The organism is Flavobacterium sp., assembly GCF_024305175.1.
Taxonomy (GTDB): domain Bacteria; phylum Bacteroidota; class Bacteroidia; order Flavobacteriales; family Flavobacteriaceae; genus Flavobacterium.
The window spans coordinates 36,107-62,090 of record NZ_JAMWYY010000012.1 but is presented as its reverse complement, the minus strand read 5'-3'; the positions used below and the strand labels follow the sequence as shown (position 1 = coordinate 62,090).

Below are 25,984 nucleotides of genomic sequence, written 5' to 3'. Positions count from 1 at the left end.
GGAAAATATACTTAACAATTTTCATAAAAACGAAAATTTCTATTTTCCTGTAAAAATAGAAATATTTCCTTTAAGAAACTAACAGGAAGGACAGCTGTTTACTTATCCTCTTTTTTATCGCAATCCATGAAGTTTTCGGGGTAGGGAGAGAGGCTTAGCTTATCAACCAGCAAATAAATATCCTCTTCTTTTGTGTAGACATCTATTACATCGCTTACCTTGTTGCCATACAGTGTTTTACGATGTGTTGTTATACTATATTCCTGTATCTTATCTGTAATATTATAATTAAACGATACCAAATCTTCATAATCATTGCGCAACTGTATCTGCCAGTGGTGCTGGCTGCCATGTTTACCCACATACTTCATCCGGAACGATATTTTACTATAGCAGCTCGTTTGCTGCCAGTTATCCCAACCGCTCTCTGTCTGTGCCCGGCCTGCTGCAAAGCAAAGCAGAAGCGCTGCCGTAAACGCTAACATCTTCTTCATGATTATTCCGTTTTAAATATGGTTACATAAAAATCAGGCGTTGCCTGGTGAATAAGGTAAACAACTTCTTCACCGGGTTCTATCTTCTGGCTTATTTTAAAGTATTCCTTAGAAGGTTTACCGTCATCAGTAACATTCTTATAATCTGCCTGCTTTACTTCTTTATAACTATCATCTAAAGGCGTTTCGGTTACAGTATAAGTTACATTTCTTGCACTAACGCCGGTATGTTTTAGCGTTATTGTTTTTTCATAAAGCTCCTGTCCCAGACTTTTATTTACCCTGAAGTTTACTTTATAAGACAGCCCATTGCCAGCATCATGCCATGTATCATATTTTTCCAGTATTTCCTTTTTTATGAGCGGAATACCGCCTGCACCTTTAGTTTCTGCTGCCGAAGCAGCATTTTCAGTTTTAGTGGGGATAACCTGTGTGCGGCCCACATCATAATAATTTACTATTTGCAGCCCACGCTTAAAAGGTATTATAAGGGTATCGGTATCAATACCTTCCGGCCCTTGCTTTCTTATAACAAACTTATTTTCGCCCTCATGCAAAGGTACGCGCGTATAAGAAATAGTGGCAGGCAGTGTTTGCCAGTTACGTGTGTCAGCTTTCTCTGTGGCAGCCCCGGCAATGTCAGCACCAATCTGCACAAGGTCACCGCCAGTGTCACCCATAAGCTGGCTGCCAATAGCAGCAAGCCCGGCCCCGGCCGCCTTTTTAGCTGCAAAACGAAGCACAATATCTATCGTTTCACGGAGCATTCGGTCTTTTAGGCACTGCCTGGCTATAGGATAAAAATCCTGTGCCAGATAAAAAGGCTGCGGTTTGCCATTTACATCTATCTCTGCACCTGTGTAATAACTACCGCGTTCCCTGTATCGTGGTATGGCAATGGCATTTATAGTACCTATATCAGACCCTACGGGAATGGGTATTATTATTTCTTCCAGATGGTCGCCATCCATATACGAGCCGTAAAATATACCAGCCGCCCCGGATGCTGTTATCACAAGCTGGTCTTTTGCTGGGCCAATACCATTTTCCCAGAAAATGACAGCTTCGCCTTTGTTGGCAGTCTGGTAGTCTGCAGCGGTTGTTTTAGCTACCGTATCATCTATAGGCAGCTTAAACTTGTTGCGATAGTCATTATACTCCAGTGTAAAGCCCATAAGCTTTGCTGTGCGCAACAGGTCTTTTTGCAATTGTACAGGCGTTGTTACGCCAAAATATTCGCCGTTGTTACGTGCATAAATTTCTGCAGCATTGCGGTAAGCAATAAAAGCATTGTTTATATCACCTGTAGATTCGTACAGAACACCCTGTAGTATCTGAGAAAAAGCATCTTCGCTGTACCTGTTTTTATTTTCTTTATAATTCTCATTAAGCTCATACAGCTTTAAGTTTATCCTCTTGGCTTCTACAAGCGCTTCGTTGGGCATGCCCATTGCAAAATAGTTAAGTGCCTTGTAGTAAAACAGCGTAACCTTTTCAAAGTCCTCACCTTTATACGGCTCTGCCATTGGATTGGTAAACTTTGCTGCAACAGCCTGTCCCGCTTTTGTTTTAATGCGGTCTTCTATCATTATATAGGCATCTTCCAAGAGCTTGTTACTTTCTGCATAATTACCGCGCATGTGCTCTACCTTTCCTTTTTCGAGAAGGTAGAGCAGGCGGTTGCGTTTTTTATTAAGAAAGCTGTTTTTCTCTATACCTGATATAGCTTTGTCATATGCCCCGTTAAAGAGATTAGCTTCTATATCAGATGTTTTGGAGTTATAAGTACTGCAGGAAGAAAAAGCTATCAATAACAGCAACAGGCCAATGGCATATTTGCCTTTGCTTACATTTAGTTTCATATAAAAACAGGTGCTGTTATACTATTACAGCTTTTTACCGATATATTTTTTGATTTTTTTGTCACCAATCCAAACTTTATCGTTTGTCTGAATGTTGGTAAGCTCAAGGTCTATCTGGTAATAAACAGTTTTTTCTTTTCCGGCTTGGTCCACAATAGAGTTTATTGTACCTTGGAGCATAAAGTCGGCACCATTTTCTAAACCGAATTTTTTCATGGTTGACTGTGATGCAAAGTTTTGCTGGTCGGCCCTTTCAGCTCTTACTTCCTCACGCATATTACCGGCCTGTACCAGTTTCATCCTGCCTGAATTTATTATAGCCTTCTCTATGTCTTTAGAAAACGTTTCGGTAGCAATATGCTCATGCGATTTATTTACGATCATACCAACAATTATAACAGGTTTCTTACCTGCATTTTCTGAAGCGTAAGTGCTGTACCATGCATGCTCCATCAGCTCGGCGGTAATTTCTTCGGCGGTAAGCCTTGAGTCTGTTTCGTTCCAGCGGCCACTAAGATCGGTAACGGTGTTTTCGTTTACGCGCTGTACCTGTGTAGATGAACAGCCTGATATAGTTAAACCTGCGGCAAGCGCCAATGCTGAAAGTAAAGTTCCGGTTTTCATAAATTATTCGTGTTTATTGATTAATGATTTTTAACATATTTAACAATCAATCTTACAAAAGGTATGCCATTAAAATTTGTGTTGTAAATGTACATAAAAAAATACCCTGTAAAAGGGTATTTTCATGCTAAACCAACTACTCAAAAACTAAAGGAAATTGTGCTAAATTGAAAGAAGAAACTAAGTGTTAAGGTTGTCTTGAGTAGCTTGTCTGTGTTTTTATGATGTAGCAAAGATTGGGTAAATACACACGCAGGAAAATACCTAATAATGGGTAATTTTACAGGTAGTGCTACCCGTTAAAGTCATATTTGCGTTCCATGCTATAGCGTAACAGCTCGCTTTTACCCTGCAGGTTAAGCTTTTTAAGTATGTTTTTACGGTGGGTATCTACAGTACTTTTCTCAATAAAGAGCATATCGGCAATTTCCTGAGATGTTTTACCTTCACCTACCAGCTTAACAATTTCCATTTCGCGCTTGCTTAAGGGGATATCCTGCCCCTTAGGCTTTTCAGTTTTCATTTTAATGGAATCATCAAAGAATATCTCCCCCGACATTACCCCTCTTATTGCTGCCATAACGGTTTTAAGCGAAGCATTTTTCATAATGTAGCCCGATGCCCCTGCCTCCTGCATTTGCGATATAGCCTCATCCTGCTCAAACATGCTGAAAGCAATTACTTTACAATCAGGTATTTCCTTTTTTATGATTCGTGTAGCTGTAATGCCATCCATTTTAGGCATGCGTATATCGGTAAGTACCACATCCGGTTTTTTAAGGCTTACAAGCTCCAGCAGCCGTTCCCCGTCATTGGCTTCGCCCACAACGGTAATATCATCTTCATACTCCAAAAATACTTTAATGCCATCTATCAGCGACTGATGGTCTTCTGCTATCACTAAACGTATCATATCGGCAAATCTATTATTATGGTTGTACCCTTTCCTTTTTTAGAATCTATTGTAAAAGTACCGCCCAGTTGTTCGGCTTTTTTCTTTATACTGTCAAGCCCCATGCCATCAGCTTTCCCTATAATATTGGTATCCATACCCACCCCATTATCTTCAATAATTATATTGATATTATCGTCATGGTTTGTCAGTTGCACAGATGCCTCCGTAGCACCCGAGTGCTTTATTATATTAGTTGAAAGTTCCTGCACCATCCTGAAAATAGCTATTTCCATTTTATTCTCAAGGCGTTCGTCAAACCCGAAAGCATTTACTTCTATAGAAAGTTTGCCCGGGACTGATATTTTTTCGGCTAGTTTTTTCAGCGCCGGTATAATACCCTCACTGGCAAATACCCCTGCATTTTTTGCGTGTGCCATACGCCTGACTTTCTGGTAGGCTTCTTCTATAAGCTCGTCTGTCTTCTGGTATAGCCTGTTCTCTTCTTCCCTAAGCTCATTTTTGCGTATTTTAAGATTTTCAAAATTCAGCTTCAGGGCGGCAAGCATACTGCCCAGGTTGTCATGCAGGTCATTTGCTATGCGTTGGCGCTCTTTTTCCTGCCCCTCAAGCATAAGGTCTATACTTTGCAGTTCATAATCTTTAAGAGCTTTTTCAAGCTTTTGCTGCTCTATAAGTTTTTCCTGCTTTAATATTTTTTCTTTCCGCCTTGCGTTTTTATAAACCAGCAATCCTATAACAAGGCTTGCGGCCAATAAGCCGGTAAAGGTGTAAATAAGTATTCTGTTTGTTTCGTTATCACTCCGTAGTAACTGATTTTCCAGTTCTTTTTCTTTAGTCTTATATTTTGTCTGTATATCGTTTATGGCAATGTTTTGTTCTTCAGATTTTAAACTGTCGGCAAATTGTTTGTTTAATACCAAATACTTATAAGCATTTTTTATATCGCCTTTAAATTGATAGTTTCCTGCTAAGAATTCATAAATATATTGCTTTGTCCTTAGTGTATATTTTTGAATAGGCAGCGATTCGGCAAGATGCAGGTATTCTATAGCTTTATCGTAATCCTGTTTATGATGATAAGATGAAGCAACATTTATGTAATTGGAACACAGATCATCAATAGTGCCCGATTGATTTACAATTTCACGGTCTTTTTTCAGGTAGTATAGTGCAGAATCGGGCTTTTGAAGCCTTTCATTATATACAACCGCCACATTATGGTATATGCGTGCGAGTAAATCAATATTGTTTCTTTCTTCTGCAAGTTTTAGTGCTTTTAGGTAATAGTCACGGCTACGCTCATTCTCTTTATTATCAAGCATCCATACTGCCATATTGCAGTAACCTTTTGCAATCTTAATAGTATCTTTTTGCTTAGTTACATATTGTTGGTATTCTTCAATGTATTTTATGTAATTATTTTTATTGTAATCCTGGGCGCTTATTAAATAGGCAATGTCAATATTAATGTCCATGGCCTTATCTATACTGTCAGCTTCTTTGTATTGTGCTTTTGCTTTAAGGTAATACTCAAAAGCTTTATCCTCATGGCCCACATAGGTATATCCTGATGCTAAAAGGTAGCTGCGAAAAGCCTTATCTGCTTTAGACAGCTTATTCACATCCATTTTCTCGAGCATGTCTAATGCCGTGTAGTGCATATTTTTATCAAAATAGTCTTCTGCAAGCAGCAGTTGCTTGCTGTACTGAGCACTACTGTACTGACAGGATAAAAGCAGTAAAAACAGATAGATATAAAAACGTCCTGCCATACTTATTCCAATTAAATAACAAATATTTTGCTAAAAAACAATGCTGCCAAAATAATACATAAAGGCAGCATTGCTCTATAAATTATTTTATAACTTTATTTTTAATGTTCCGTAGCCCACTCTTTTTGGAACCGTTTTATCATCCGCCTTCTCATTCAGCATTTCGGTATCATAATACCTTTCTATTTCTTTTTGCAGGTTAAATTCGTCATCATGGCACAGTATAATCTCTACATCACCCGTCAGGCTTATATTAGAGCTTGGTGAATCACTGTGAAGGCTTTTCAGGTTAAAGCTGATATCGTGCAGTATCAGGTTGCTAAGATCTTCAGATAAGTCTGTATCCGGAGTAATATCCTTAATCTGCATGTGTATGAGCACCCTGTCAACGCCATTTTTTGAAAAGTTGTAAATGCCGGGAAATTCATAGCTTCCGTTGTCGAGCCTGGGCAATACAACGCTGTACCTTGCAGAACCTGTACCATCAGTGTAGGTGCCGGCTCCATAATAGACAATGTTAATCATAATGAATAGGTTTTTTGGTTAATAGGCAAATTTCTGACGGTCAAGGTAAAAAAAAATCCCCATCAAAGGGGATTTACATTTCATATTTTGTCAGCATTTTAGTACCGCTTATCCTTTAAGGTAGAATTTTATAAAAAACAAAATTGCTATAAATGCCATGAAACCAATAAGTACTTTGTAGCTGCCTTTATAGTGTTTTTTGTGCAATTTTAAATCTTTGCGGTAAACATATATCATTGCCGCTACAAATGCTACTACAAAAAATGCGGCAAATATTAACTGGCCCTCTGTAAACATGTTGAAATCTTTTTACGCAAAATTACAACATAGTACTTATAAAAAGTATTTTTAATGCATTAAATAGTGATACAGATTATGAAGAAACAATTAGAAGCCGTAAAAGAATTTCATACTGCATTCGGGCTTGGCGTGAGCGATAAGCCAAAAGGAAGCCTGGGCGATAGCGTAAATATGCTTAGGTATAACCTGATGAAAGAAGAAAACGAAGAATATCTTGAAGCTGTGCAAAATAACGATGTTACCGAGATTGCCGATGCACTGGGCGACATGCTGTATATATTGTGCGGTACTATACTGGAACATGGCTTGCAGCACAAAATAGAAGATGTTTTTAATGAGATACAGCGCAGCAATATGAGCAAGCTTGGCGCCGACGGTAAACCGATATATCGCGAAGATGGTAAGGTTATGAAAGGCCCCGGCTACTTTAAACCCGATTTTGCATCAATATTACAGGAAGATTAAAACAAAAGGCAGCCGATTGGCTGCCTCTGTTTTATTTAGTTTATCTTCATTGTCCACCCAAAGGTGTCTTCAGCCCGTTTATATTGCAAATCGGTAAGCATTTTCTTTAGGCGTGGCGCAACAGGGTTTTCCTGCTTTGGCAATTCATAATACTTATCTTTATAGCTAAAGCCTACTATAGGGTTAACTACTGCAGCTGTGCCCGCACCAAATATTTCTTTTAAAGAGCCATTTTCGGCGGCGGCTATAAGTTCGTCAACAAGAACAGAACGTACCTCTACATTTATATTTTCACGCTTGGCAATATCTATAAGGCTTTTTCGGGTTACCCCATCAAGTATCCTCTCGCTTGTTGGTGCAGTATATAAAGTATCGTTTATCCTGAAAAATACATTCATGGTGCCGGCTTCTTCCAGCTTGGTGTGTGTGGCATCATCCGTCCATATAATCTGCTGAAAGCCCATTTCATTAGCCAGTTTGGTAGGGTAAAACTGTGCTGAATAGTTACCTGCTGCCTTTGCAGCGCCAATGCCGCCGTTTGCAGCGCGGCTGTAATGTTCTGCAATGATAACCTTAACCTCGCCGGAATAATAGGCCTTAGCAGGTGAAAGTATTATCATGAAACGGTAAAACTGTGCCGGCGCTGCAATTACTCCCGGCCCGGTTGCTATCATAAACGGGCGGATGTATAAAGAACTTCCTTCACCGTGTTTTACCCATTCACGGTCAATATCTATCAGTTTTTTCATGCCTTCCATAAAAACATCTTCGGGCACTTTGGGCATGGCCAGCCTTGCAGCCGACTTATTAAAACGCCTGTAGTTTTCATCGGGCCTGAAAAGCCACACATCTCCCTGTGCATCTTTGTAGGCTTTCATACCTTCAAAAATAGCCTGCCCGTAATGGAACACTTTAGCAGACGGGTCTATCAAAAATGGTTCGTAAGGCTTAATAACCGGTTTTTCCCACACGCCCTGTTTATAATCGCATATCAGCATATGGTCTGTAAACGTATTGCCAAAGGTGAGGTTTTCGAAATCAACATTGCCTATTTTAGTAGTTTCGGCCTTGTTAATAATGATATCGTTTGTAGCTGAATTGCTCATCAAGATAAATTTGGTGGTAAATAATTAAGTTGTGTTATGCGCAAATTTAATAAAAAAACCATGTTGGGTGGGGGATGGCAGGCAAATTTAGTTATGGGTGTAATAATTATATTTGACTTTAATGCTGTAAATGCTGATTTTCAGGCCGTGTATTTGCAGAAATTTATAAATTTGTCAGATAAAATTTTAATTCTTTTAAAAATGAAGAAAGTAATGATACTGGCTGCCGCCCTCGCGGTATTTACAGCCTGCAAAGAGGATAAAGAAACCACTGTAGAGAGTGAAGGTACAATAATAGAAACCCCTAAAGACACCGTAACGGTAAATGTTGACACGCTTGAAGGGGCTGAAACAGGTGCAGATGCTGGAGCCGAAGCTGCAGGTAGCGATGAAACGGTAACTACAGAAAATAATGCTGCAAAACCATCTGTTAAATATGCTGCTTTCGGAGACAAGATGATAGCTGACAATGCCCTTACAAAAGAGCAGATGCTTAAAAAATACAGCTCATTAAAGCCGGGCGATACTATTAATGTAAAATTTAAATCGACCATTAAAAATGTTTGCCAGAAGAAAGGCTGCTGGATGACACTTGATATGCCGACAGGCAAAGAATCTTTTGTGCGTTTTAAAGATTACGGCTTTTTTGTGCCGCTTAATGCAGGCAGCAGGGAAGCGGTTGTAAACGGTAAGGCGTTTGTAAGCGAAATATCTGTGGCAGAGCTTAAGCACTATGCTAAAGACGAAGGCAAGAGCCAGGCTGAAATTGATAAAATAACCCAGCCAAAGCTTACTTATGGTTTTGAAGCTAACGGCGTACTGATAACCCAATAATGAAAAGTATATCAGCACTAATGCTTTGCCTGTTGCTTATTACAGCATGTAAAAAAGAAACGCAGGCAGAGAAGGAAGGTGAAGCCACTGCTGTAGCAGCCGACACTACAGCGCAGGGTAAAGAGGAGCTTAAGATGTATGAAATGTCGGAAATGGCAGCGCTGATGGAGCAGATGTATGCAGAGAACATGATGCTGAAGCAACGTATTGTAAGCGGCGATACGCTTGGTAACTTTCCGCAGCATTTCCTTAAGATTCATGCTTCTGCCATGACAGATGAAAGCGAAAATGATTCATTCTTTAAAGAGCAGGCAGCCAATTTTATTAAAGCACAGGAGCTTATTTATAAAGATCCGGATAATGCCAAGAAACATTTTAACGATGCTGTTTCAGCCTGTGTGCAATGCCACGAGCAAAAATGCGGAGGGCCTATACCGCGCATAAAAAAATTGTATATAAAATAGTGGAGAGAGAAATCATAACTACTTCTGATGGTTCTGTGACAATTTACCTTCCGGAACTAAATGAAACCTATCATTCTAAGTTCGGGGCCATACAGGAAGCTTATCATGTATTCATAAAGAACGGGCTGGCACATTTAAATGGCCGGCCTGTTTCTGTATTAGAAATGGGCTTCGGTACCGGGCTAAATGCTTTTATAACGTATCTGGAGTCTGTTAAAAATAATCAGGAAATTCATTATACAGGCATAGAAGCATATCCTGTTGCAGCCGGTGAAGCGGCAAAGCTTAACTATGTAGTACAGTTGAATGCTGAAGAACATACAGCGGTTTTTAACACTATGCATAGCGCAGCATGGGGTGAAGAAGTTAAAATTAACAAAACCTTTACACTTTTAAAGCGACAAATGCGTTTTGAAGATATATACGACGAAGCTTTGTATGATATCGTTTATTTTGATGCTTTTGGTTATCATGCGCAGCCCGAGTTGTGGAGTGCAACGATATTCAGCAAGATGTATAACGCTTTGAAACCGGGAGGAATACTGGTAACATATGCCTGCCGTACTGTAATAAAAAAAGCGATGCAGGAAGTGGGTTTTGTAACTGAAAAACTACCCGGGCCACCCGGCAAAAGAGAAATGCTTACAGCAACAAAACCTTAATTTTGAGTTAAAAAATTATTATATTAAAAATTTAACAGAGTAAAAATTATCATATTGCTGATATTTGTATCAAATTATTTATTACATTTACATACGTTCTTATCACCTACTAACACTAATTTAATAATTTGTAAAAGAATTATGCCCAGAAGTATGTTTAGTTACACGAAACAGGTTTTGGTAAACGTAAGTTTTGACCCTAAACTGTTTTGTAAAGAAGTAGAAAAAGCATTAAAGAGCCTTTTGCCTTATGAGATTGATCAATTGCTGGAATGGCTGAAAACTTTTACTAACGGGAAGCCTGAACTGCAAGCGTGCCTTACTAATGTAGAACAATAAACAAAAGAGGAGCCATTGGCTCCTCTTTGTGCTTTTATATACCAGGCCGCACTTATTTTTTTTGCAGCGGGCTTGTAATTTCTACATTCTGGAAGGTTATAGCACCCCTTACCACTCCGGCAATAGTACTTCTTAAAGCTTCTATAATATGGAGCTTAAGCTCTTTTTTAGAGTAAATAAGGCTAACCTCGCGCGATGGCCTCGGCTCTTTAAAGTGGCGGAGCTTCCTGCTTGCCTTATCTCCCATGTCAAGGGTGTGCAGGTAGGGTAGCAGTGTCATCCCTAAACCTTCGTCAGCAAGCTTTACAAGCGTCTCAAAACTGCCGCTTTCAATCTGGAAATGATTATCATTGCCAAGCCCTTTTGCCTTGCAAAGGTTTAATATGTTATGGCGGAAACAATGCCCGTCCTGTAACAACAATACATTGTGCAGGTTCAAATCAAGGTCTTCCACTTCAAACTCTTTTTTATTGTATGCAGGGATATTTTCCGGTACATAAGCTACAAAAGGCTCATAATAAAGCACAATTTCTTTAATGGTTTCTTCATGCAACGGGGTTGCTGCAATCGCGGCATCAAGCTGCCCGTTCTTTATCATCCTGATGATTTCCTCTGTAGTACGTTCCTCAATTATAAGGTTTACCTTTGGGTACTTTTTTATAAAGTTGCTCATAAACATGGGCAGCAAAGTAGGCATTATAGTAGGTATTATCCCTACTTTAAAATCACCGCCAATGTACCCTTTCTGTTGGTCAACAATATCTTTAATACGCCCCGATTCGTTTACAATATTCTTAGCCTGGCTCACTATCTGCTCACCTACAGCAGTAAGCTGTATAGGTTTTTTACCACGGTCAAAAATCTGAATATCTAACTCTTCCTCCAGCTTTTGTATCTGCATACTCAGCGTGGGCTGCGTAACAAAACATTTTTCTGCTGCAAGCGTAAAGTTTTTATGTTCTGCTACCGCAAGTACATATTGAAGCTGTGTAATAGTCATGATATAAATTTTTATGATAAAATTATAAAAACTATTGATATAGTCTATATTATTAATGGGTAAATTTGTTTAAATTTATGATGTAAAAAACTTACAAACACAACAAAATTTATAATATATGAAAACAAAAAAACAATCAGAGGCTACAAATATTCTTGGCCTTCCGGTAAAAGAAGCAGGCGTAATAGCAGCCGAATTAAACATACTGTTATCTAACTTTCAGGTTTATTACCAAAACCTGCGCGGCATTCACTGGAACATACGCGGTAAAAGGTTTTTTGACCTGCACATAAAGTTTGAAGAGCTTTATAATGATGCGCAGCTAAAAATTGATATGGTTGCAGAAAGGGTGCTAACACTGGGCGGCACACCACTGCATACTTTTGAAGATTATATAGCCAACAATAGGCTGCAAGTAGGTAAAGACATAAGCAAAGATGTAGATGCCGTTCAGCTTGTTATAGCTTCTTTGAGCGACCTGCTTAAGATTGAAAGGGTAATACTCGAAGAATCGGATAAAATTAATGACGAGGGCACCAACTCTATGATGAGTGATTTTATTAAAGAACAGGAAAAAACCATGTGGATGATGAAGGCATGGTGCGAAGAGGAAATTTAAAGTAAAACTCTTTAACATCTGTTTACCTGCTGAAGTAAAAATTGCTATCTTCGTATGCATGAAGGCAGCAGTTAATATAACACTTTTATTCTTCCTGTTCTTCCTTGTGATGCCTACAGTTGTTAGCGCTCTTGAGGAAGATTCGGATTTCTCCTTTGCATATAATATAAGTGAAGAAGATAATGAAAGTGTGCTTCAGGCTGTAAACATATCACTGCATAATAATGCTATTGCACTATTTGCTAAAGTGAATAAAACATTAAAAATAAATTCATATAATCTCCGCAGGCATATAAGTGTTTGTGGAGATATTTTTATACCCCCTCCCGAACCGGCATAATTAAAATAAAATTAATTGCTGCTTTTGCAGCTTATTTACAGTATTTTAAATTTCGGTTATGTCAAAAAAAGAGAATATTTTTGCAAACCTGAAGGCCGATTTTCCTTCAGGGCTTGTTGTTTTTTTAGTTGCCCTGCCGTTGTGTCTGGGTATTGCGCTTGCATCCGGGGCGCCACCGCTTTCGGGTATCCTTGCAGGTATAATAGGCGGCCTTATAATAGGTCCGCTAAGTAATTCAAACATCAGTGTTTCCGGCCCTGCTGCCGGGCTTATTGCTATAGTGCTTACTGCTGTTGCAACTTTAGGCTCTTTCCAGGCTTTTCTTCTTGCGGTCTTGCTTTCGGGCGTGCTGCAGTTAGTAATGGGATTTGTCAAGGCTGGCAGCCTGTCTAATTACTTTCCTTCAAATGTTATAGAAGGTATGCTTGCCGGTATTGGTGTTATTATCATACTTAACCAGTTAGAGCATGCCGTTGGTTATGATGAAATAGGCTTTGACGGTACAGTATCACTTTTCAGGCTGGACGGAGGAAACCCATTTTCTGATATCCCGCAGATTATTAAGCGTTTTCAGGTTGGCGCAATCATTATTGCAGTAGTTTCGCTTATTATCCTCATAATGTGGGAAAATGTAAAAGCGCTCAAAAAAATTAAGATGCTGCCTGGTGCTTTAGTTGCTGTGTTAGCAGGGATACTCATCAACGAATTTTTTATAACTACAGGAAATCCTCTGGCGCTGGGACAATCACACTTAGTGACACTGCCTGTGCCTGAGTCTTTTCAGGATATTAAAGGCGTGTTGCTGACCCCTGATTTTTCAGCCATTGCTAATCCGCAGGTATGGATTACCGCAGTTACCATTATGGTGGTCGCTTCGGTAGAAACGCTGCTATGCATTGAAGCGTCTGACCGTATGGATGAACAAAAACGCTATACCGACACCAACCGTGAACTTAAGGCACAGGGTATAGGTAATATGATCAGCGGGCTTATTGGCGGGCTCCCCATAACATCTGTTGTGGTTAGGTCTTCTGCTAATGCAAGTGCAGGCGCACGCACAAAAATGTCAACCATCATTCACGGCAGCCTGTTGCTGTTATGCGTACTAACCATACCCACGCTGCTAAACAAAATACCATTTGCCACACTTGCCGCTGTGCTGCTGCTTATAGGTTATAAGCTGGCGCGGCCTGCAAAGCTTATACATTTCTGGAAAAAAGGCATATACCAGTTTGTACCCTTTATTGCAACGCTTATAGCCGTTGTGGTTACAGATTTATTGCGCGGTGTTGCCCTCGGAATGATAATCAGCGTTATATTTGTACTTAGGGGTAACCTTAAAAGGGCATATAACTTTAGGAAAGAGCAATATAATGAAGGAGATGTTATACACATCGACCTGGCTCAGGAGGTGTCATTCCTGAATAAGGCAGCCATAAAATCAACCCTTAATGAAATACCCGAAAACTCTAAAGTAGTTATTGATGCATCTGAAACGGTTTATATAGCGTATGATGTACTCGACCTTATAGAAGAATTTGCCACTATAAAGGCGAAAGAAGATAATATAGATGTTACCCTTGTAGGTTTTAAAACAGCTTATGAGTTGCAGAACACAGATAATAAGAACGTTTTTGTTACACATAATGACAGTGGCAAAGCAAGAGATAAAAAACAGGATATATACTAATACAATATAAGCATGAGCACAGATTTTTACAAAAAGATTCTTGATAACAATAAAATATGGTCGGAGAATAAACTTTCTGAAGACCCTGATTATTTCCAGAAGCTGGCGCAGGGGCAGTCACCACCATTGTTATGGATTGGCTGTTCAGACAGCCGTGTGCCTGCCAACGAGATAATTGGGGCACAGCCCGGTGAGGTTTTTGTACACCGAAATATTGCGAATATGGTAGTACACTCTGACATGAATATGCTGAGTGTGCTTGATTATGCCGTTAACGTGCTAAAGGTAAATCACGTTATAGTGTGCGGACATTATGGATGCGGTGGTGTTAAGGCTGCTATGGGTAACCAGTCTATCGGAATTATAGATAACTGGATAAGGCATATTAAAGATGTTTACAGGCACCACAGGGTGTATTTAGACTCTATAGTAAACGAGCATGACAGGTTTAATGCCTTTGTAGAGATAAATGTAAAAGAGCAGGTATATGACCTTGCCAAGACATCTATAGTGCAGGGAGCTTGGCGCAACGGGCAGGAGCTTTGCCTGCACGGCTGGGTTTACGGGCTTGATACAGGTATTGTTAGAGATCTGGAAGTAAACCTTGGCGATAACCATGACCTTGACAGGGTAGACAGGCTGAAGTTTTAAACTTTAATAATGTAATAATATAATGGCTGTAAGAACTGAAGTTGTTACAGCTTTTTTTATTCTTCTTTATCAAGGTTTTCATTAAAGACAGATGGTAGCAACTGCGGGATAAATTTAATGAGCAGCGGAAGCAGCAGGCTACCACCCGGCAACAGGAATATGGTTAAAGACGGTACAGTTTTGCAAATTTCAAGTAACTGCTTTTTTACCTTCTTTTTTTCTGTTGCGTTAAGGTTGCGGTGTGCAGAGTGTGTAAGCAACAGCATAAGTTCGCCGTTATTGCTAAGCTCTTTTACAAGCCGTTTCCTGTTGCGGTTAATCAGCAGCATTACGTTTTGCGAAGCATGGTCATAAAAATGCTTTACAGGGTTAGAATATTTAAAATAGGGTATATGGCTACGGTGCAGTTTTATAAACACATCAAAGCCCGCTATACTGTCGGCAGCAGCCTGTTCATCAAGTTTTAGCCGGTTAGCAAGCCTGTACAAAAAGTCGATTTCATTTTGCTCTGCCGCCCCGTCACTCCATATAGCCATGCCTGCAATATCTAAAAGATACAGCTTTTCGGGTTCCGATTCAAAATAAGAAACCTCAAGTGCATCAATATCATTAGCAGTTACTTTGGCTACCTTTGTATAACGTACAGAAGCCTCAAACAGCTTTATAAGCAAATCGTCATACGTTGTTTTTTTCGACTTTACGTTTAATGCTACCAAGGCAAGGCCTACTACAGTCTCCTCCAGCTTTTTCAGGTAATTCTCAGGTATATGCCCGTTGATGAGGTATTGGCGGAATGCCAGTACATCCATGAACAACAGCGCATTGGTAAGGATGTGCGAAAAGTTACGGCTGATGATATTCTCATTGGTTTTAATACGCTCATCAAGTACATCTTCCAGCTGATATGACCTTGGCGAAGCAGGCAGCACTTTTTTTATGAAAGAGTAACCCTCTGGGGCCATATGCTCATAAAAAGCAATGGCTTTATCTGTAAAAGCTTTTGCATCTGTATCTTCTGTAATACAGTACATGCCATACAGGCTGTTTAATAAAGTAGCTTTAATTGCCTCTTCAGCAGTCCACCCTTTAGTTTCCTTTTCTTCCAGAAAGTCAGCACTCGCTACATAACCATAAATAAAACCGGTATCCCTTACCATTTTATAATAATCATGGGGGGCAGTATCTTTAGGCAACAGCATCTTAAGCCTTGCAAAGTATTTATCTATCCATCCGCTGGCCGAAGGGTTAATCATGGTTGTTTATTTACTGCAAAATTATGAACTTTTAGCTAATCAAACAGATAAGCTACGGTTATCAATTTATTACACCTTATCTTCAGTTATAGTTTAAGCATGCCATACTTTAATATACACCATATAGCCCTGAAACCATCCTTATAATTAATTTTTTTTCCTTCATCATAGGTACGCCCGTAGTAGGATATGCCAACTTCATAAATACGGACCTTCTTAATCCGGGAAATTTTAGCAGTAACCTCCGGCTCAAAACCAAAACGCTTTTCTTTTAAATGCAGCGACTTAAGCATGCCGGCATTAAAAAGTTTATAGCACGTTTCCATATCCGTAAGGTTAAGGTTGGTAAACATATTCGACAAAAAGGTAAGGAACTTATTGCCTATAGTGTGCCAGAAGAACAAAATGCGGTGCGGGTTGCCGCCAATAAACCTGGAACCATAAACCACATCTGCATAGCCATCTGTTACAGGTTTTAAAAGTATGTTATATTCTTCGGGATCATATTCCAGGTCGGCATCCTGTATAATAATGTAATCGCCAGTAGCTTTTTTTATGCCTGTATGCAGTGCCGCACCTTTACCTTTATTAACAGGATGCTTTTCAAGTATCATATCATGACTGCCATTATCTGCAATATATTCTTGAATAACAGTATAAGTAGTATCAGAAGAGCAGTCGTCAACTATTATTATCTCTTTGGCAATATTATGTATCAGAGATACATTTTTTACCTTGTCGAGTAAAAGGTGTATAGTGTTGGCTTCGTTATAAACCGGTATAATTACAGAAAGCTTAAACATGTTTAGTATGCTTTTGATGTGTTTTAGATCTTTCACTGTAAAACTTTGCCATTAACAGCAGTACGGCAGGAAAGAAGATTATTGTAAAACGGTCACCCTCAAAGCAGGAAACGCCCGAAATAAGAAGCGTGTATAGTATGTAAAAACTGATTATGCTGTAAAAGGGTGAGGTTTTATATGACTTAAATAAATACAGGATTGCAAGTAAAAAACCGGAAACTGAAAAAAACAAATTCTGGATTCTGCTGGTTAAAAGCATTCCCCGTCTTAAAAACTGGTAATAGCTTTTATTGTAAACATTACTAAACACATTTAAAGATGTGCTATTGGTGGTAATGTTGTTCCACAGGTTAGTAAAATAGGCTTTTACCAGGTTAATTTTGTTATTCTTTAATTGTTCTTTTACATCTGCCTGCGCAACTTTTTTTGCCTCATGGTAACTCAGGCTGAATAAGTAAGGCATCCTCGGATTTTCATATTTAGTAAAAGTTTCTCCTTTGCTGTAAAGAAATGCCCTTGTACCAATATAGTTGTAAAGCGTAACATTGTCAATATAGCTTATGGTGAAGTCGCCATAATCTTTTTTTACCATAGCACACTGAATATAAATAAGCATACCAAATGCATATATAATTAGTGCTGAGGGTTTTAAAGCATGTTTGAACAGCGGCTTTATAAAAAATAAAATTGCTATAATACTTAAATACTTTGCCCCGGGTTTAATTAATACCGATGCCAGTAAAACAGCAATTGCAAAAGCAAGGTAACGGAACGTTTTGGTGTGATACCATTTATTTATCAGGTAAAAAGTAAGCAGCATACAAAACGTAAACAGGGCTTCTGTGAGTAAATGAAAGACTATAAATGCACACCCTACGAGAGTAAAAAACACTAATGTAAAATAAAAAGCTTTCCGCTCGGGGAGTATGTTTTTTATCAGGCTAAAGAGCAATAATGAGGAACCAAGCCATGAAATTACATTTACAAAAAAGCTAAATGTATAAACAGCGCTGTCTCCTAAGCCAAACAGGTACGGAATGCCTGTTATTGCCGACATAACTAACGGGCGGTACGGGTGTGATTTTAAATCGTGGTATAAAAAACTTGCAGCCTCACGATAATTATCAGAGTCGGGAAAAATAAAAGTCTGTGCACTAACATCTAAGGCAAAATATAAAAAGGCTACCCAAAGTAAGCTAATAGTAGTTAATACATAATAAAAATTCCTGCCTTTTAATTCCATTTAAGCGAATCAACATTAATTCCTGCAAATAAACAACATTCGCTTTATAAATAGTATGAAAGGGCATTTAAAACTATGTATAAAGTATTTTTTAACGAGAGATAGCTGCCAAAAATATTTAGTATTTCCATAACAATAATTGTGATTATGCTAACATGGCTGCCTCTATATATAGCTTAATTTCGTTTGAATAAGTAACAAAAACATAAATTCTAAACAACCTTAAATTATGAAGAAGACACCTTTTTTTAGTAAAATTTTTATGGGGGCGGCTGTGCTGTCGCTATCGTTAGGTATAGTTTCATGTAAAGACGACAAAAACGATCCTGCTGAAGTAGCTGAAGAGCAAAACGAAGAAAAATTTGATGATAATGAGGCCAAAGAAGATGACTCAGAATACCTTGTTATGGCTGCCGAAGTAGATATGAAAGAGATAGAGCTTGGAAAACTTGCCCAGCAGAAAGCTAATAACGCTGATGTAAAAGCGTACGGCCAGATGATGGTTACCGAGCACCAGAAAGCTTCTGATAAAACAAAAGAGCTTGCCCAGAAAATGAATGTATCACTGCCAATGGCACTTACAGAAAAAGGACAGGAAGCTTATGATGACCTGAATGACGAAACCGGAATGGATTTCGACAAGAAGTATATTGATATGATGGTTGACGGACATGAGAAAACTATTGACAAAATGGAAGATGCATCTGAAAATGCCAATAGCGAAGAAGTGAGGATGTGGGCTGCCAACATGCTGCCAACTTTAAGGCAACACCTTGACAGGGCTAAGCAGCTTAAAGACCAGATGGATAACAACAATATGTAATAGTAGTACAATAAATTGCTATGAGAAATCTTTTATATATAATTGCCGTTATACTTATTGTAGCCTGGGCTTTAGGAAGTTTTGCTTATCATGTGGGCAGTGCCCTTATACACTTGTTGCTTTTAGTAGCAATAGTAATGATATTGCTAAACTTCTTCCGGGGAAAAAGGCTGTAACATAAACAGTAAACATAAAAAGAAAGCCGCCTTAGTAAATACTGGGGCGGCTTTTTTAGTCATTAAATTATCTGGTTTTAGAAAGGATATGTGTTTTCTGCTACTATTTTTGCAGCAATGGTTTCCCTTAGTGCAACCACGTTTGGCAGGTTTGTATATTTTGTAAAGCGTTTTAATCCCATAAGCATCATCCGCTGCTCATCGCCTTCGGCAAAAGAAGCTATGCCTTCTTTACCTTTAGTATTAACAAGGTCAACAGCATGGTAAAGGTAAAGTTTAGCCATCGCAATCTGCTCTTTTGCATTATCCTCACCTTTAGATTTGGCAAGCTTTTCTGTACGTAGTATTGCAGATTCCGCCATGTAAATTTCTATTAGCATATCGGCGGCGGCCATAAGTAGTTGCTGGTGCTCTTCAAGGTCAGGCCCATACTTTTGTACAGCGCTGCCGGCAACCATTAAAAAGGCTTTCTTCAGCTTGACTATCATTTCTTTCTCTTCTGCAAAAAGCTCAGAATAGTCCGGAGTATCAAATGACGGTATGCCCATAAGCTCTTCCGCTACTTTCATGGCAGGGCCAAGCAGGTCAACATGGCCTTTCATAGCTTTTTTAATTAGCATCCCTACCGAAAGCATACGGTTTATCTCGTTCGTCCCTTCATAAATACGGGCTATCCTGGCATCTCTCCATGCACTTTCCATCGGGGTATCTTCGCTAAAGCCCATACCGCCAAAAATCTGGATACCTTCGTCAGAAGAATTTTGTATGTCTTCAGATACCGCTACTTTAAGTATAGAGCATTCAATGGCAAATTCCTCAACACCTTTAAGTTCAGCATCTTGGTGGGTTTCGCCGTTTGCAACACGTGCCGCAATTCGGTCTTCTATATTTTTAGCCGCGCGGTAGCTGGCACTTTCACCCGCATAGCAGCTTACAGCCATTTCTGCAAGCTTGGCGCGGATAGCTCCAAAGTTGGCTATCGGCGTTTTAAACTGTACCCTTTCATTCGCATACTTTACCGAGTTAGTAATTGTGCGGCGCTGTGCATCAAGGCAGGCAGCGGCAAGTTTAATACGGCCCACATTAAGCGCATTCATGGCTATTTTAAAGCCATTGCCACGCTCACTCAGCATATTTTCTACAGGCACTTTGGTCTCGTTAAAGAAAACCTGGCGGGTAGAAGAGGCCCTTATGCCCAGTTTATGTTCTTCCTCGCCAAGCGAAATTCCGTTTTCAGGGTCATTCTGTACGATAAATCCGGTAATATTCTTATCATCTTCTATACGGGCAAATACTATGAACAGGTTGCAGAATCCGGCGTTTGATATCCACATTTTTTGCCCTGTAATTTTATAATGTGTACCATCTTCAGAAAGTACTGCTTTTGTTTTGCCTGAATTGGCATCGCTGCCCGCTCCCGGCTCTGTAAGGCAATAGGCGCCAAACCATTCGCCCGAGGCCAGTTTTGGTACATATTTTTGTTTTTGCTCCTCGGTACCGTAAAGGGTTATTGGCATAGTACCAATACCCGTATGCGCACCAAATGCAGTAGAGAAAGAACCTGTGGCCCCGCTGATGTAATCGCATACCAGCATAGTGCTTACAAAGCCCATCCCCAGTCCGCCATATTCTTCGGGCACGGCAACACCAAGAAAGCCAAGCTCTCCTGCCTTGCGCATGGTTTCTTCAGTAAAGGCATAATCTTTCTTTTCAAAACGTTCTTTGTTAGGCCACAGTTCGCGGTCTACAAACTCCTTAACAGAGTCGCGCATCATTAACTGCTCTTCCGAGAAATCCTCGGGAGTAAAAATATCTTCGGCTTTTGTTTCCTTTACAAGGAACTGGCCACCTCTGGTAATTTGTTTTTCTTCTGTTTCCATGATTAGATTTTTTAGATAATAGAGAATAGATAAAAGACCTGCTAAGGGGCCAATGTGTTTTGGAAACTCATTGTCATTCTCTGAAATTCTTCAATTTTATTTTCAATAATTTTTGTGACGTCTTCAGAAATGTAATTCCTGTGAAATGCTAATAGCGTTTGTGTATGAAGTTCGATTGACGAACCCAGCGATATATCAATAAAATGACGAAATGATTTGCTAGTTCGGCTGGAGCCTTCTGCTATATTTGACGGGATAGAAAATGCACATCTGTCCATTTGCGACTTCAAACCAAATTTCTCATGAGAAGGAAAGGTATCGGTTGTATCTAAAATAAGTTTAGCCAAGTCCATACCGTTTTCCCAAATTTTCAGCTTTTTAAAGTTATGCCGTTTATATTCACTCATGATGTCTATTATCTCTTATCTATTAGTCATTAAAAGTTAAAATACTTCATAAATCCCCGCAGCACCCTGGCCGGTACCTACACACATGGTTACCATGCCATATTTGTTGCCGCGGCGTTTCATTTCATCAAATAACTGAACCGATAGTTTTGCTCCGGTACAGCCCAGTGGGTGCCCTAAAGCAATAGCACCACCATTAACATTCAATATGTCAGTATTTATACCCAATTCGCGCACTACTGCAAGCGACTGCGATGCAAAGGCTTCGTTAAGTTCTATCAGCTCGATATCCTCAAGTTTTTTATCGGCAAGTTTTAGTGCCTTTGGTATGGCTTTTACAGGGCCTATACCCATTATTCTTGGCTCTACACCTGCTGCGGCATAGCTTACCAGCCTTGCTATCGGTTCAAGGTTAAGTTCTTTAACCATTTCTTCGCTCATAACCATTACAAAGGCGGCACCATCACTCATTTGCGATGAGGTTCCTGCCGTTACCGATCCATCAGCTGCAAAAACGGGTTTAAGCCTGCCAAGCGCCTCAACAGATGTGTCAGCCCTCGGGCCTTCATCTTTGGTTACCGTATAGCTTCTGGTGGCTTTTTTGCCGTTACCATCAACATAGGTTTCCTCAACGGTAATAGGTACTATCTGTCTGTCGAATTTGCCTTCGGCCTGTGCTTTAAGCGCTTTTTGGTGCGACTCATACCCAAACCTGTCCTGGTCTTCACGGCTTACATTATATTTTTTAGCAACTGCTTCTGCTGTAAGCCCCATACCCCAGTAATAATCTTCATGCCCGTTTTTGGCAGCCTGGTAGTCTGGCACCGGTTTGTAGCCACCCATTGGTATATAGCTCATGCTCTCGGCACCTCCTGCTATAATACAGTCGGCCATACCATTCTGTATCTTGGCTGTGGCTATAGCTATGGTTTCAAGCCCCGAAGCACAATAACGATTTACCGTTACACCCGGAACATCTTCCACCTTAAGCCCCATAAGCGAAATAAGGCGGGCAAAGTTCAATCCCTGCTCGGCTTCGGGCATGGCATTACCTACAATAACGTCGTCTATCCTTGTCTTATCCAGTTGCGGAAGCTCATCCATCATATACTGGATTGTCTCTGCTGCAAGCTCATCCGGCCTCTTGAACCGGAATACCCCTTTGGGCGCTTTGCCTACCGCTGTACGATAAGCCTTAACTATGTATGCTGTTTTCATGTTGTATTAAGAATTAAGTACAAAGTATTAAGAATCCTGAAGTACTTGCTTTAAACTTCGTTGTAAGGCGAAGCTCATATTACAGACTTCTACAAGATCATTAACTATGTTGGTGATTGTATTTTCTTCAATATAATTAAGTCGCTTTAATAGTATCAATTGTGTAATAAGTTCAAATGCAGAGCCGTTTGCAATACCCAAAAAATGAATAAACTCTTTTTTTGAATTCCTTCCCGAACCTTCAGCAATATTTGAAGGAATCGAAACAGCACATTTTTTTATTTGGTGTACCAAATTGTATTTTTCATCAGTAGGAATATTTACCGACATATTATAAACTTTTTCAGCAATATCCATTGATTTCTGCCATATCTTTAGTTTTTCGAACTGATGCATTTGCTGTCTTTGTACTTAATACTTTATACTTGATACTAATTTAATTTCTCAATGGTTTCCCCTTAGTCAGCATATGCTGAATTCTTTCCAGAGTTTTTCTTTCTCCGCATAGCGAAAGGAATGCCTCACGCTCCAGGTCAAGCAGGTATTGCTCACTCACAAAAGTAGATTCGCTCAGGTCACCTCCTGCCATTACATAGGCCAGCTTGTTGGCAATCTTTTTGTCGTGTTCGCTAATGTAGTTACCTGCTTCCATACTGTCTGTCCCCACAAGGAACATACCCAGTGCTTGTTTACCAAGTACTTTTACATCGGTGCGTTTTATTGGCTGTGTGTAACCCGCTTCGGCAAGAAGTTTTGCGTACTTTTTAGCTTCGGCAAGCTGCCTGTCTTTATTTACCACAATAATATCTTTTCCTTTTTGCAGTATGCCGGTATCAAAAGCTTCATAAGCCGAGGTAGATACCTTTGCCATAGCTACAGCGAGGAAGTATTCCTGTAACACATTAAGCTCCACATCATTTTTATGAAAGTTATCCGCAGCGCGCAGCGCCATCTCTTTAGAGCCGCCGCCGCCCGGTATAACGCCTACACCAAACTCCACAAGGCCAATATAGGTTTCGGCTGCTGCCACAACCTTATCGGCGTGCATGCTCATTTCGCAGCCACCGCCCAGCGTCATGCCGTGTGGTGCAACAACTACTGGAATAGCCGAGTAGCGCACACGCATCATTGTGTCCTGGAACATTTTGATGGCCATATTCAGTTCATCATATTCCTGCTCTACTGCCATCATAAATATCATACCGATATTAGCGCCCACGCTAAAGTTGGCAGCCTGATTGCCTATTACAAGCCCGTCATATTCTTTCTCGGCAAGGTCTATGGCTTTGTTGATGCCCTGTAGCACACCACCGCCAATAGTATTCATCTTAGAACGGAACTCAAGGTTAAGGATACCATCGCCCAAATCCTGTATTACAGCATCGCTGTTGCTCCATACCTTTTTGCTTTCGCGGATGTTGTTCAGGATGATAAAGGCATCCTGTCCCGGTACTTTTTGCTGCGATTTAGATTGCAGGTCGTAATAATAAGTATTGCCCTCTTTTACGGTATAGAAACTGCTGTTGCCGGAGGCCAGCATATCATTAACCCATTGTGGGGGTTCAAGCCCTTCAGCTTTTATTATTTCGATACCTTTTTCTACGCCAACGGCATCCCAAATTTCAAACGGGCCGTTTTCCCAGCCAAAACCGGCTTTCATGGCATCGTCTATTTTATATAGGTCGTCTGTAATTTCAGGAATGCGGTGCGACACATAAGCAAACATCCCCGCAAAGTTTTTACGGTAAAAATCACCGGCCTTGTCAGTGCCTTTCACAAGAACTTTAAAGCGGTCTATCGGCCTGTCTATGGTCTTGGTTTGCTCAAGAGTGGCAAAAGAAGCTTTTTTCTGAGGTCGGTATTCCAGCGTATCAAGGTCGAGCGCCAAGATATCTTTATCTACTTTTTTATAGAAGCCCTGACCGGTTTTGCTGCCCAGCCATTTGTTATCCATCATTTTGCTGATGAACTCCGGCAACTTAAATAAATCGTGCTGCTCATCATCCGGTACATTTTCATATAGCCCGTTGGCAACATGTACCAGCGTATCAAGCCCTACAACATCTACCGTGCGGAAGGTTGCCGACTTTGGCCTGCCAATAACAGGCCCCGTTAGTTTATCAACTTCTTCTATAGTAAGCCCCATTTCCTTAACCTGGTGAAAAAGGCTCATGATGCCATAAATACCAATACGGTTACCAATAAATGCAGGGGTATCTTTAGCTACTACCGAGGTTTTACCCAGGAATTTTTCGCCGTAGTTATTTAAAAAGTCCAGCACTTCCTGAGAGGTTTCAGGGCCCGGAATGATTTCGAAAAGTTTAAGATAACGCGGCGGGTTAAAGAAGTGTGTGCCGCAAAAATGCTTTTTAAAATCTTCGCTGCGGCCTTCGCTCATAAAGTGGATAGGAATGCCAGAGGTGTTGGAAGTTATCAGTGTGCCCGGCCTGCGGTGTTTTTCTACCTGCTCAAACACTTTTTGTTTAATGTCGAGCCTTTCTACCACAACTTCAATTATCCAGTCGGCTTCGGCAATTTTAGGCATATCATCATCCATGTTGCCTGTTTTAATGCGCGATGCAAATTTTTGGTGGTAAATAGGAGAGGGTTTCGATTTCAGCGCATTTGCCAAATGCTCGTTTACTATGCGGTTCTTTACGGCTTTGTCCTGTAACGACAGGCCTTTTTTCTGCTCCGCTTCGGTAAGTTCTTTAGGGGCAATGTCAAGTAAAAGCACTTCGACCCCAATGTTGGCAAAATGGCAGGCAATGCCTGAACCCATAATACCCGAACCTAAAACGGCAACCTTTTTAATTATGCGTTTCATGTTTCATTTATAGTTTTTTGGTTAGGCTTATAAGCCTGTTATTTGGTATTAGCTGTTGTTTCTTCATTGTTAAACACCTGCTTTTCAGAAATCAGGTTGTTTATAAGCTCGGCCACCTCTATAAAGTGATCCATTTTTTCCTGAGATATATGTTGTTTTACTACCTCATTAAATTTTAAAACCGTGTTCTTGGAAAGCTCCCTTTTTTCGAGCCCCAGCCGGGTGAGCTTTATTATTACTCCCCTGCCGTCAACGGGGTTCTTCTTGCGTACTATAAGCCCTTTGTCTTCCATCGATTTTAAGGTTCGCGTAAGGCTTGTTGGCTCCATACCCATCTGTGGCCCCAGGGCGGTAGATGATATGCCGTTCTCTTTATCAATAGATAACAGGGCAAAGCCTATAGACATGGTTGCGCCATATTTACCGGCTTCCTCATTATACATCCGGGCTACTGCCTGCCATGTGGCCCTCAGTATATAGTCAATTGTCTTCTCTTTCATGTAGCTGTGTTTTTCAAAGATAAGAAAAATTTAGTATGCACGCATATTAAATTTAAGTTTTTATTTTAAATAATTATTAAGAATGTTATTTGTTTAATGATGCTTTCCTGTAAATATAGCAATAAAAGCCCAATTTATACCAATAAAATACCCCTTAAGCATATGCCTAAGGGGTACACAACTAACTAAAC

29 protein-coding genes are annotated in these 25,984 nt (G+C 40.0%); 11 read left to right on the top strand and 18 right to left on the bottom strand.

The features are described 5' to 3' along the window. Positions 1–98 precede the first annotated feature (98 nt). The 7 genes from Q0K96_RS04825 to Q0K96_RS04795 all read right to left on the bottom strand — a co-directional run bounded on the left by Q0K96_RS04825 (position 99) and on the right by Q0K96_RS04795 (position 6,490). Positions 99–494: a hypothetical protein gene (locus tag Q0K96_RS04825; RefSeq protein WP_297332873.1), complete on the bottom strand. Its 396-nt coding sequence runs from the start codon at positions 492–494 to the stop codon at positions 99–101. Between the two features lie 2 nt (positions 495–496). After that, complete coding sequence (locus Q0K96_RS04820; RefSeq protein WP_297332872.1) at positions 497–2,356, bottom strand: hypothetical protein; 1,860 nt, start codon at positions 2,354–2,356, stop codon at positions 497–499. Positions 2,357–2,380: 24 nt separating this feature from the next. Beyond that, the gene (locus tag Q0K96_RS04815; RefSeq protein WP_297332871.1) at positions 2,381–2,980 is read right to left on the bottom strand and encodes a penicillin-binding protein activator LpoB; all 600 of its coding nucleotides are present in this window, start codon (positions 2,978–2,980) and stop codon (positions 2,381–2,383) included. Between the two features lie 292 nt (positions 2,981–3,272). After that, a complete protein-coding gene (locus Q0K96_RS04810) occupies positions 3,273–3,893 on the bottom strand; it encodes a response regulator transcription factor (protein WP_297332870.1) in 621 nt (206 codons plus the stop codon). After that, positions 3,890–5,668 (bottom strand): sensor histidine kinase, encoded by a 1,779-nt coding sequence (locus Q0K96_RS04805; RefSeq protein WP_297332869.1) that lies wholly within the window; start codon positions 5,666–5,668, stop codon positions 3,890–3,892. Before Q0K96_RS04805 ends, Q0K96_RS04810 begins: the two co-directional genes overlap by 4 nt. Positions 5,669–5,755: 87 nt before the next feature. Beyond that, positions 5,756–6,193, bottom strand: a complete 438-nt coding sequence (locus tag Q0K96_RS04800; RefSeq protein WP_297332868.1) for a hypothetical protein — start codon at positions 6,191–6,193, stop codon at positions 5,756–5,758. 108 nt (positions 6,194–6,301) lie between these two features. Next, complete coding sequence (locus Q0K96_RS04795) at positions 6,302–6,490, bottom strand: hypothetical protein (protein ID WP_297332867.1); 189 nt, start codon at positions 6,488–6,490, stop codon at positions 6,302–6,304. A 78-nt stretch (positions 6,491–6,568) separates the two neighbouring features. Here Q0K96_RS04795 and Q0K96_RS04790 point away from each other — a divergent pair, with 78 nt between their 5' ends. After that, entirely contained in the window at positions 6,569–6,958 is a 390-nt protein-coding gene (locus tag Q0K96_RS04790; RefSeq protein WP_297332866.1) for a nucleoside triphosphate pyrophosphohydrolase family protein, read from the top strand. 35 nt (positions 6,959–6,993) lie between these two features. On the opposite strand, the gene Q0K96_RS04785 is transcribed toward Q0K96_RS04790, so the two are convergent. Next, entirely contained in the window at positions 6,994–8,064 is a 1,071-nt protein-coding gene (locus Q0K96_RS04785; protein WP_297332865.1) for a branched-chain amino acid aminotransferase, read from the bottom strand. Between the two features lie 201 nt (positions 8,065–8,265). Here Q0K96_RS04785 and Q0K96_RS04780 point away from each other — a divergent pair, with 201 nt between their 5' ends. The 4 genes from Q0K96_RS04780 to Q0K96_RS04765 all read left to right on the top strand — a co-directional run bounded on the left by Q0K96_RS04780 (position 8,266) and on the right by Q0K96_RS04765 (position 10,363). Continuing rightward, positions 8,266–8,898: a DUF4920 domain-containing protein gene (locus Q0K96_RS04780; RefSeq protein ID WP_297332864.1), complete on the top strand. Its 633-nt coding sequence runs from the start codon at positions 8,266–8,268 to the stop codon at positions 8,896–8,898. Then, positions 8,898–9,362, top strand: a complete 465-nt coding sequence (locus Q0K96_RS04775) for a hypothetical protein (RefSeq protein WP_297332863.1) — start codon at positions 8,898–8,900, stop codon at positions 9,360–9,362. Before Q0K96_RS04780 ends, Q0K96_RS04775 begins: the two co-directional genes overlap by 1 nt. Next, entirely contained in the window at positions 9,362–10,024 is a 663-nt protein-coding gene (mnmD, locus tag Q0K96_RS04770; RefSeq protein ID WP_297332862.1) for a tRNA (5-methylaminomethyl-2-thiouridine)(34)-methyltransferase MnmD, read from the top strand. The genes Q0K96_RS04775 and mnmD overlap by 1 nt, the downstream gene beginning before the upstream one ends. A gap of 141 nt (positions 10,025–10,165) precedes the next feature. Further along, entirely contained in the window at positions 10,166–10,363 is a 198-nt protein-coding gene (locus Q0K96_RS04765) for a hypothetical protein (protein WP_223054253.1), read from the top strand. Between the two features lie 52 nt (positions 10,364–10,415). On the opposite strand, the gene Q0K96_RS04760 is transcribed toward Q0K96_RS04765, so the two are convergent. Further along, positions 10,416–11,363, bottom strand: a complete 948-nt coding sequence (locus Q0K96_RS04760; RefSeq protein ID WP_297332861.1) for a LysR substrate-binding domain-containing protein — start codon at positions 11,361–11,363, stop codon at positions 10,416–10,418. A gap of 118 nt (positions 11,364–11,481) precedes the next feature. On the opposite strand from Q0K96_RS04760, the gene Q0K96_RS04755 reads away from it, so the two are divergent. From Q0K96_RS04755 to can, 4 genes are read left to right on the top strand one after another with little or no spacing between them, the layout of a single operon-like run. Then, a complete protein-coding gene (locus Q0K96_RS04755) occupies positions 11,482–11,982 on the top strand; it encodes a Dps family protein (protein WP_297332860.1) in 501 nt (166 codons plus the stop codon). Between the two features lie 58 nt (positions 11,983–12,040). After that, a complete protein-coding gene (locus Q0K96_RS04750) occupies positions 12,041–12,322 on the top strand; it encodes a hypothetical protein (protein ID WP_297332859.1) in 282 nt (93 codons plus the stop codon). 58 nt (positions 12,323–12,380) lie between these two features. After that, positions 12,381–14,012, top strand: a complete 1,632-nt coding sequence (locus Q0K96_RS04745; RefSeq protein ID WP_297332858.1) for a SulP family inorganic anion transporter — start codon at positions 12,381–12,383, stop codon at positions 14,010–14,012. Between the two features lie 12 nt (positions 14,013–14,024). Then, on the top strand, positions 14,025–14,663 hold the full coding sequence (can, locus tag Q0K96_RS04740) for a carbonate dehydratase (protein ID WP_297332857.1): 639 nt from the start codon (positions 14,025–14,027) through the stop codon (positions 14,661–14,663). A 56-nt stretch (positions 14,664–14,719) separates the two neighbouring features. Here the strand turns inward: can and Q0K96_RS04735 are convergent, their stop codons facing one another. The 3 genes from Q0K96_RS04735 to Q0K96_RS04725 all read right to left on the bottom strand — a co-directional run bounded on the left by Q0K96_RS04735 (position 14,720) and on the right by Q0K96_RS04725 (position 17,962). Then, positions 14,720–15,916 carry an LETM1-related biofilm-associated protein gene (locus Q0K96_RS04735; protein WP_297332856.1) on the bottom strand — a complete coding sequence of 399 codons (1,197 nt, stop codon included), beginning with the start codon at positions 15,914–15,916 and terminating at the stop codon, positions 14,720–14,722. Between the two features lie 86 nt (positions 15,917–16,002). After that, the gene (locus Q0K96_RS04730; RefSeq protein ID WP_297332855.1) at positions 16,003–16,719 is read right to left on the bottom strand and encodes a glycosyltransferase family 2 protein; all 717 of its coding nucleotides are present in this window, start codon (positions 16,717–16,719) and stop codon (positions 16,003–16,005) included. Continuing rightward, complete coding sequence (locus tag Q0K96_RS04725; RefSeq protein ID WP_297332854.1) at positions 16,712–17,962, bottom strand: hypothetical protein; 1,251 nt, start codon at positions 17,960–17,962, stop codon at positions 16,712–16,714. Before Q0K96_RS04725 ends, Q0K96_RS04730 begins: the two co-directional genes overlap by 8 nt. Before the next feature lie 229 nt (positions 17,963–18,191). On the opposite strand from Q0K96_RS04725, the gene Q0K96_RS04720 reads away from it, so the two are divergent. Both Q0K96_RS04720 and Q0K96_RS04715 read left to right on the top strand, forming a co-directional pair. Then, positions 18,192–18,785 carry a DUF4142 domain-containing protein gene (locus Q0K96_RS04720; protein ID WP_297332853.1) on the top strand — a complete coding sequence of 198 codons (594 nt, stop codon included), beginning with the start codon at positions 18,192–18,194 and terminating at the stop codon, positions 18,783–18,785. Positions 18,786–18,805: 20 nt separating this feature from the next. Next, positions 18,806–18,961 carry a lmo0937 family membrane protein gene (locus Q0K96_RS04715; protein ID WP_297332852.1) on the top strand — a complete coding sequence of 52 codons (156 nt, stop codon included), beginning with the start codon at positions 18,806–18,808 and terminating at the stop codon, positions 18,959–18,961. A gap of 77 nt (positions 18,962–19,038) precedes the next feature. Here the strand turns inward: Q0K96_RS04715 and Q0K96_RS04710 are convergent, their stop codons facing one another. From Q0K96_RS04710 to Q0K96_RS04685, 6 genes are read right to left on the bottom strand one after another with little or no spacing between them, the layout of a single operon-like run. After that, the gene (locus Q0K96_RS04710; RefSeq protein ID WP_297332851.1) at positions 19,039–20,841 is read right to left on the bottom strand and encodes an acyl-CoA dehydrogenase family protein; all 1,803 of its coding nucleotides are present in this window, start codon (positions 20,839–20,841) and stop codon (positions 19,039–19,041) included. 41 nt (positions 20,842–20,882) lie between these two features. Beyond that, complete coding sequence (locus tag Q0K96_RS04705) at positions 20,883–21,248, bottom strand: four helix bundle protein (RefSeq protein ID WP_297332850.1); 366 nt, start codon at positions 21,246–21,248, stop codon at positions 20,883–20,885. A 36-nt stretch (positions 21,249–21,284) separates the two neighbouring features. Continuing rightward, entirely contained in the window at positions 21,285–22,466 is a 1,182-nt protein-coding gene (locus tag Q0K96_RS04700; protein WP_297332849.1) for an acetyl-CoA C-acyltransferase, read from the bottom strand. Positions 22,467–22,493: 27 nt separating this feature from the next. Then, on the bottom strand, positions 22,494–22,862 hold the full coding sequence (locus Q0K96_RS04695; protein ID WP_297332848.1) for a four helix bundle protein: 369 nt from the start codon (positions 22,860–22,862) through the stop codon (positions 22,494–22,496). A 40-nt stretch (positions 22,863–22,902) separates the two neighbouring features. Next, positions 22,903–25,293 (bottom strand): 3-hydroxyacyl-CoA dehydrogenase/enoyl-CoA hydratase family protein, encoded by a 2,391-nt coding sequence (locus tag Q0K96_RS04690; protein ID WP_297332847.1) that lies wholly within the window; start codon positions 25,291–25,293, stop codon positions 22,903–22,905. A gap of 38 nt (positions 25,294–25,331) precedes the next feature. Next, complete coding sequence (locus Q0K96_RS04685) at positions 25,332–25,793, bottom strand: MarR family transcriptional regulator (RefSeq protein WP_297332846.1); 462 nt, start codon at positions 25,791–25,793, stop codon at positions 25,332–25,334. Between the last annotated feature and the right edge of the window lie 191 nt (positions 25,794–25,984).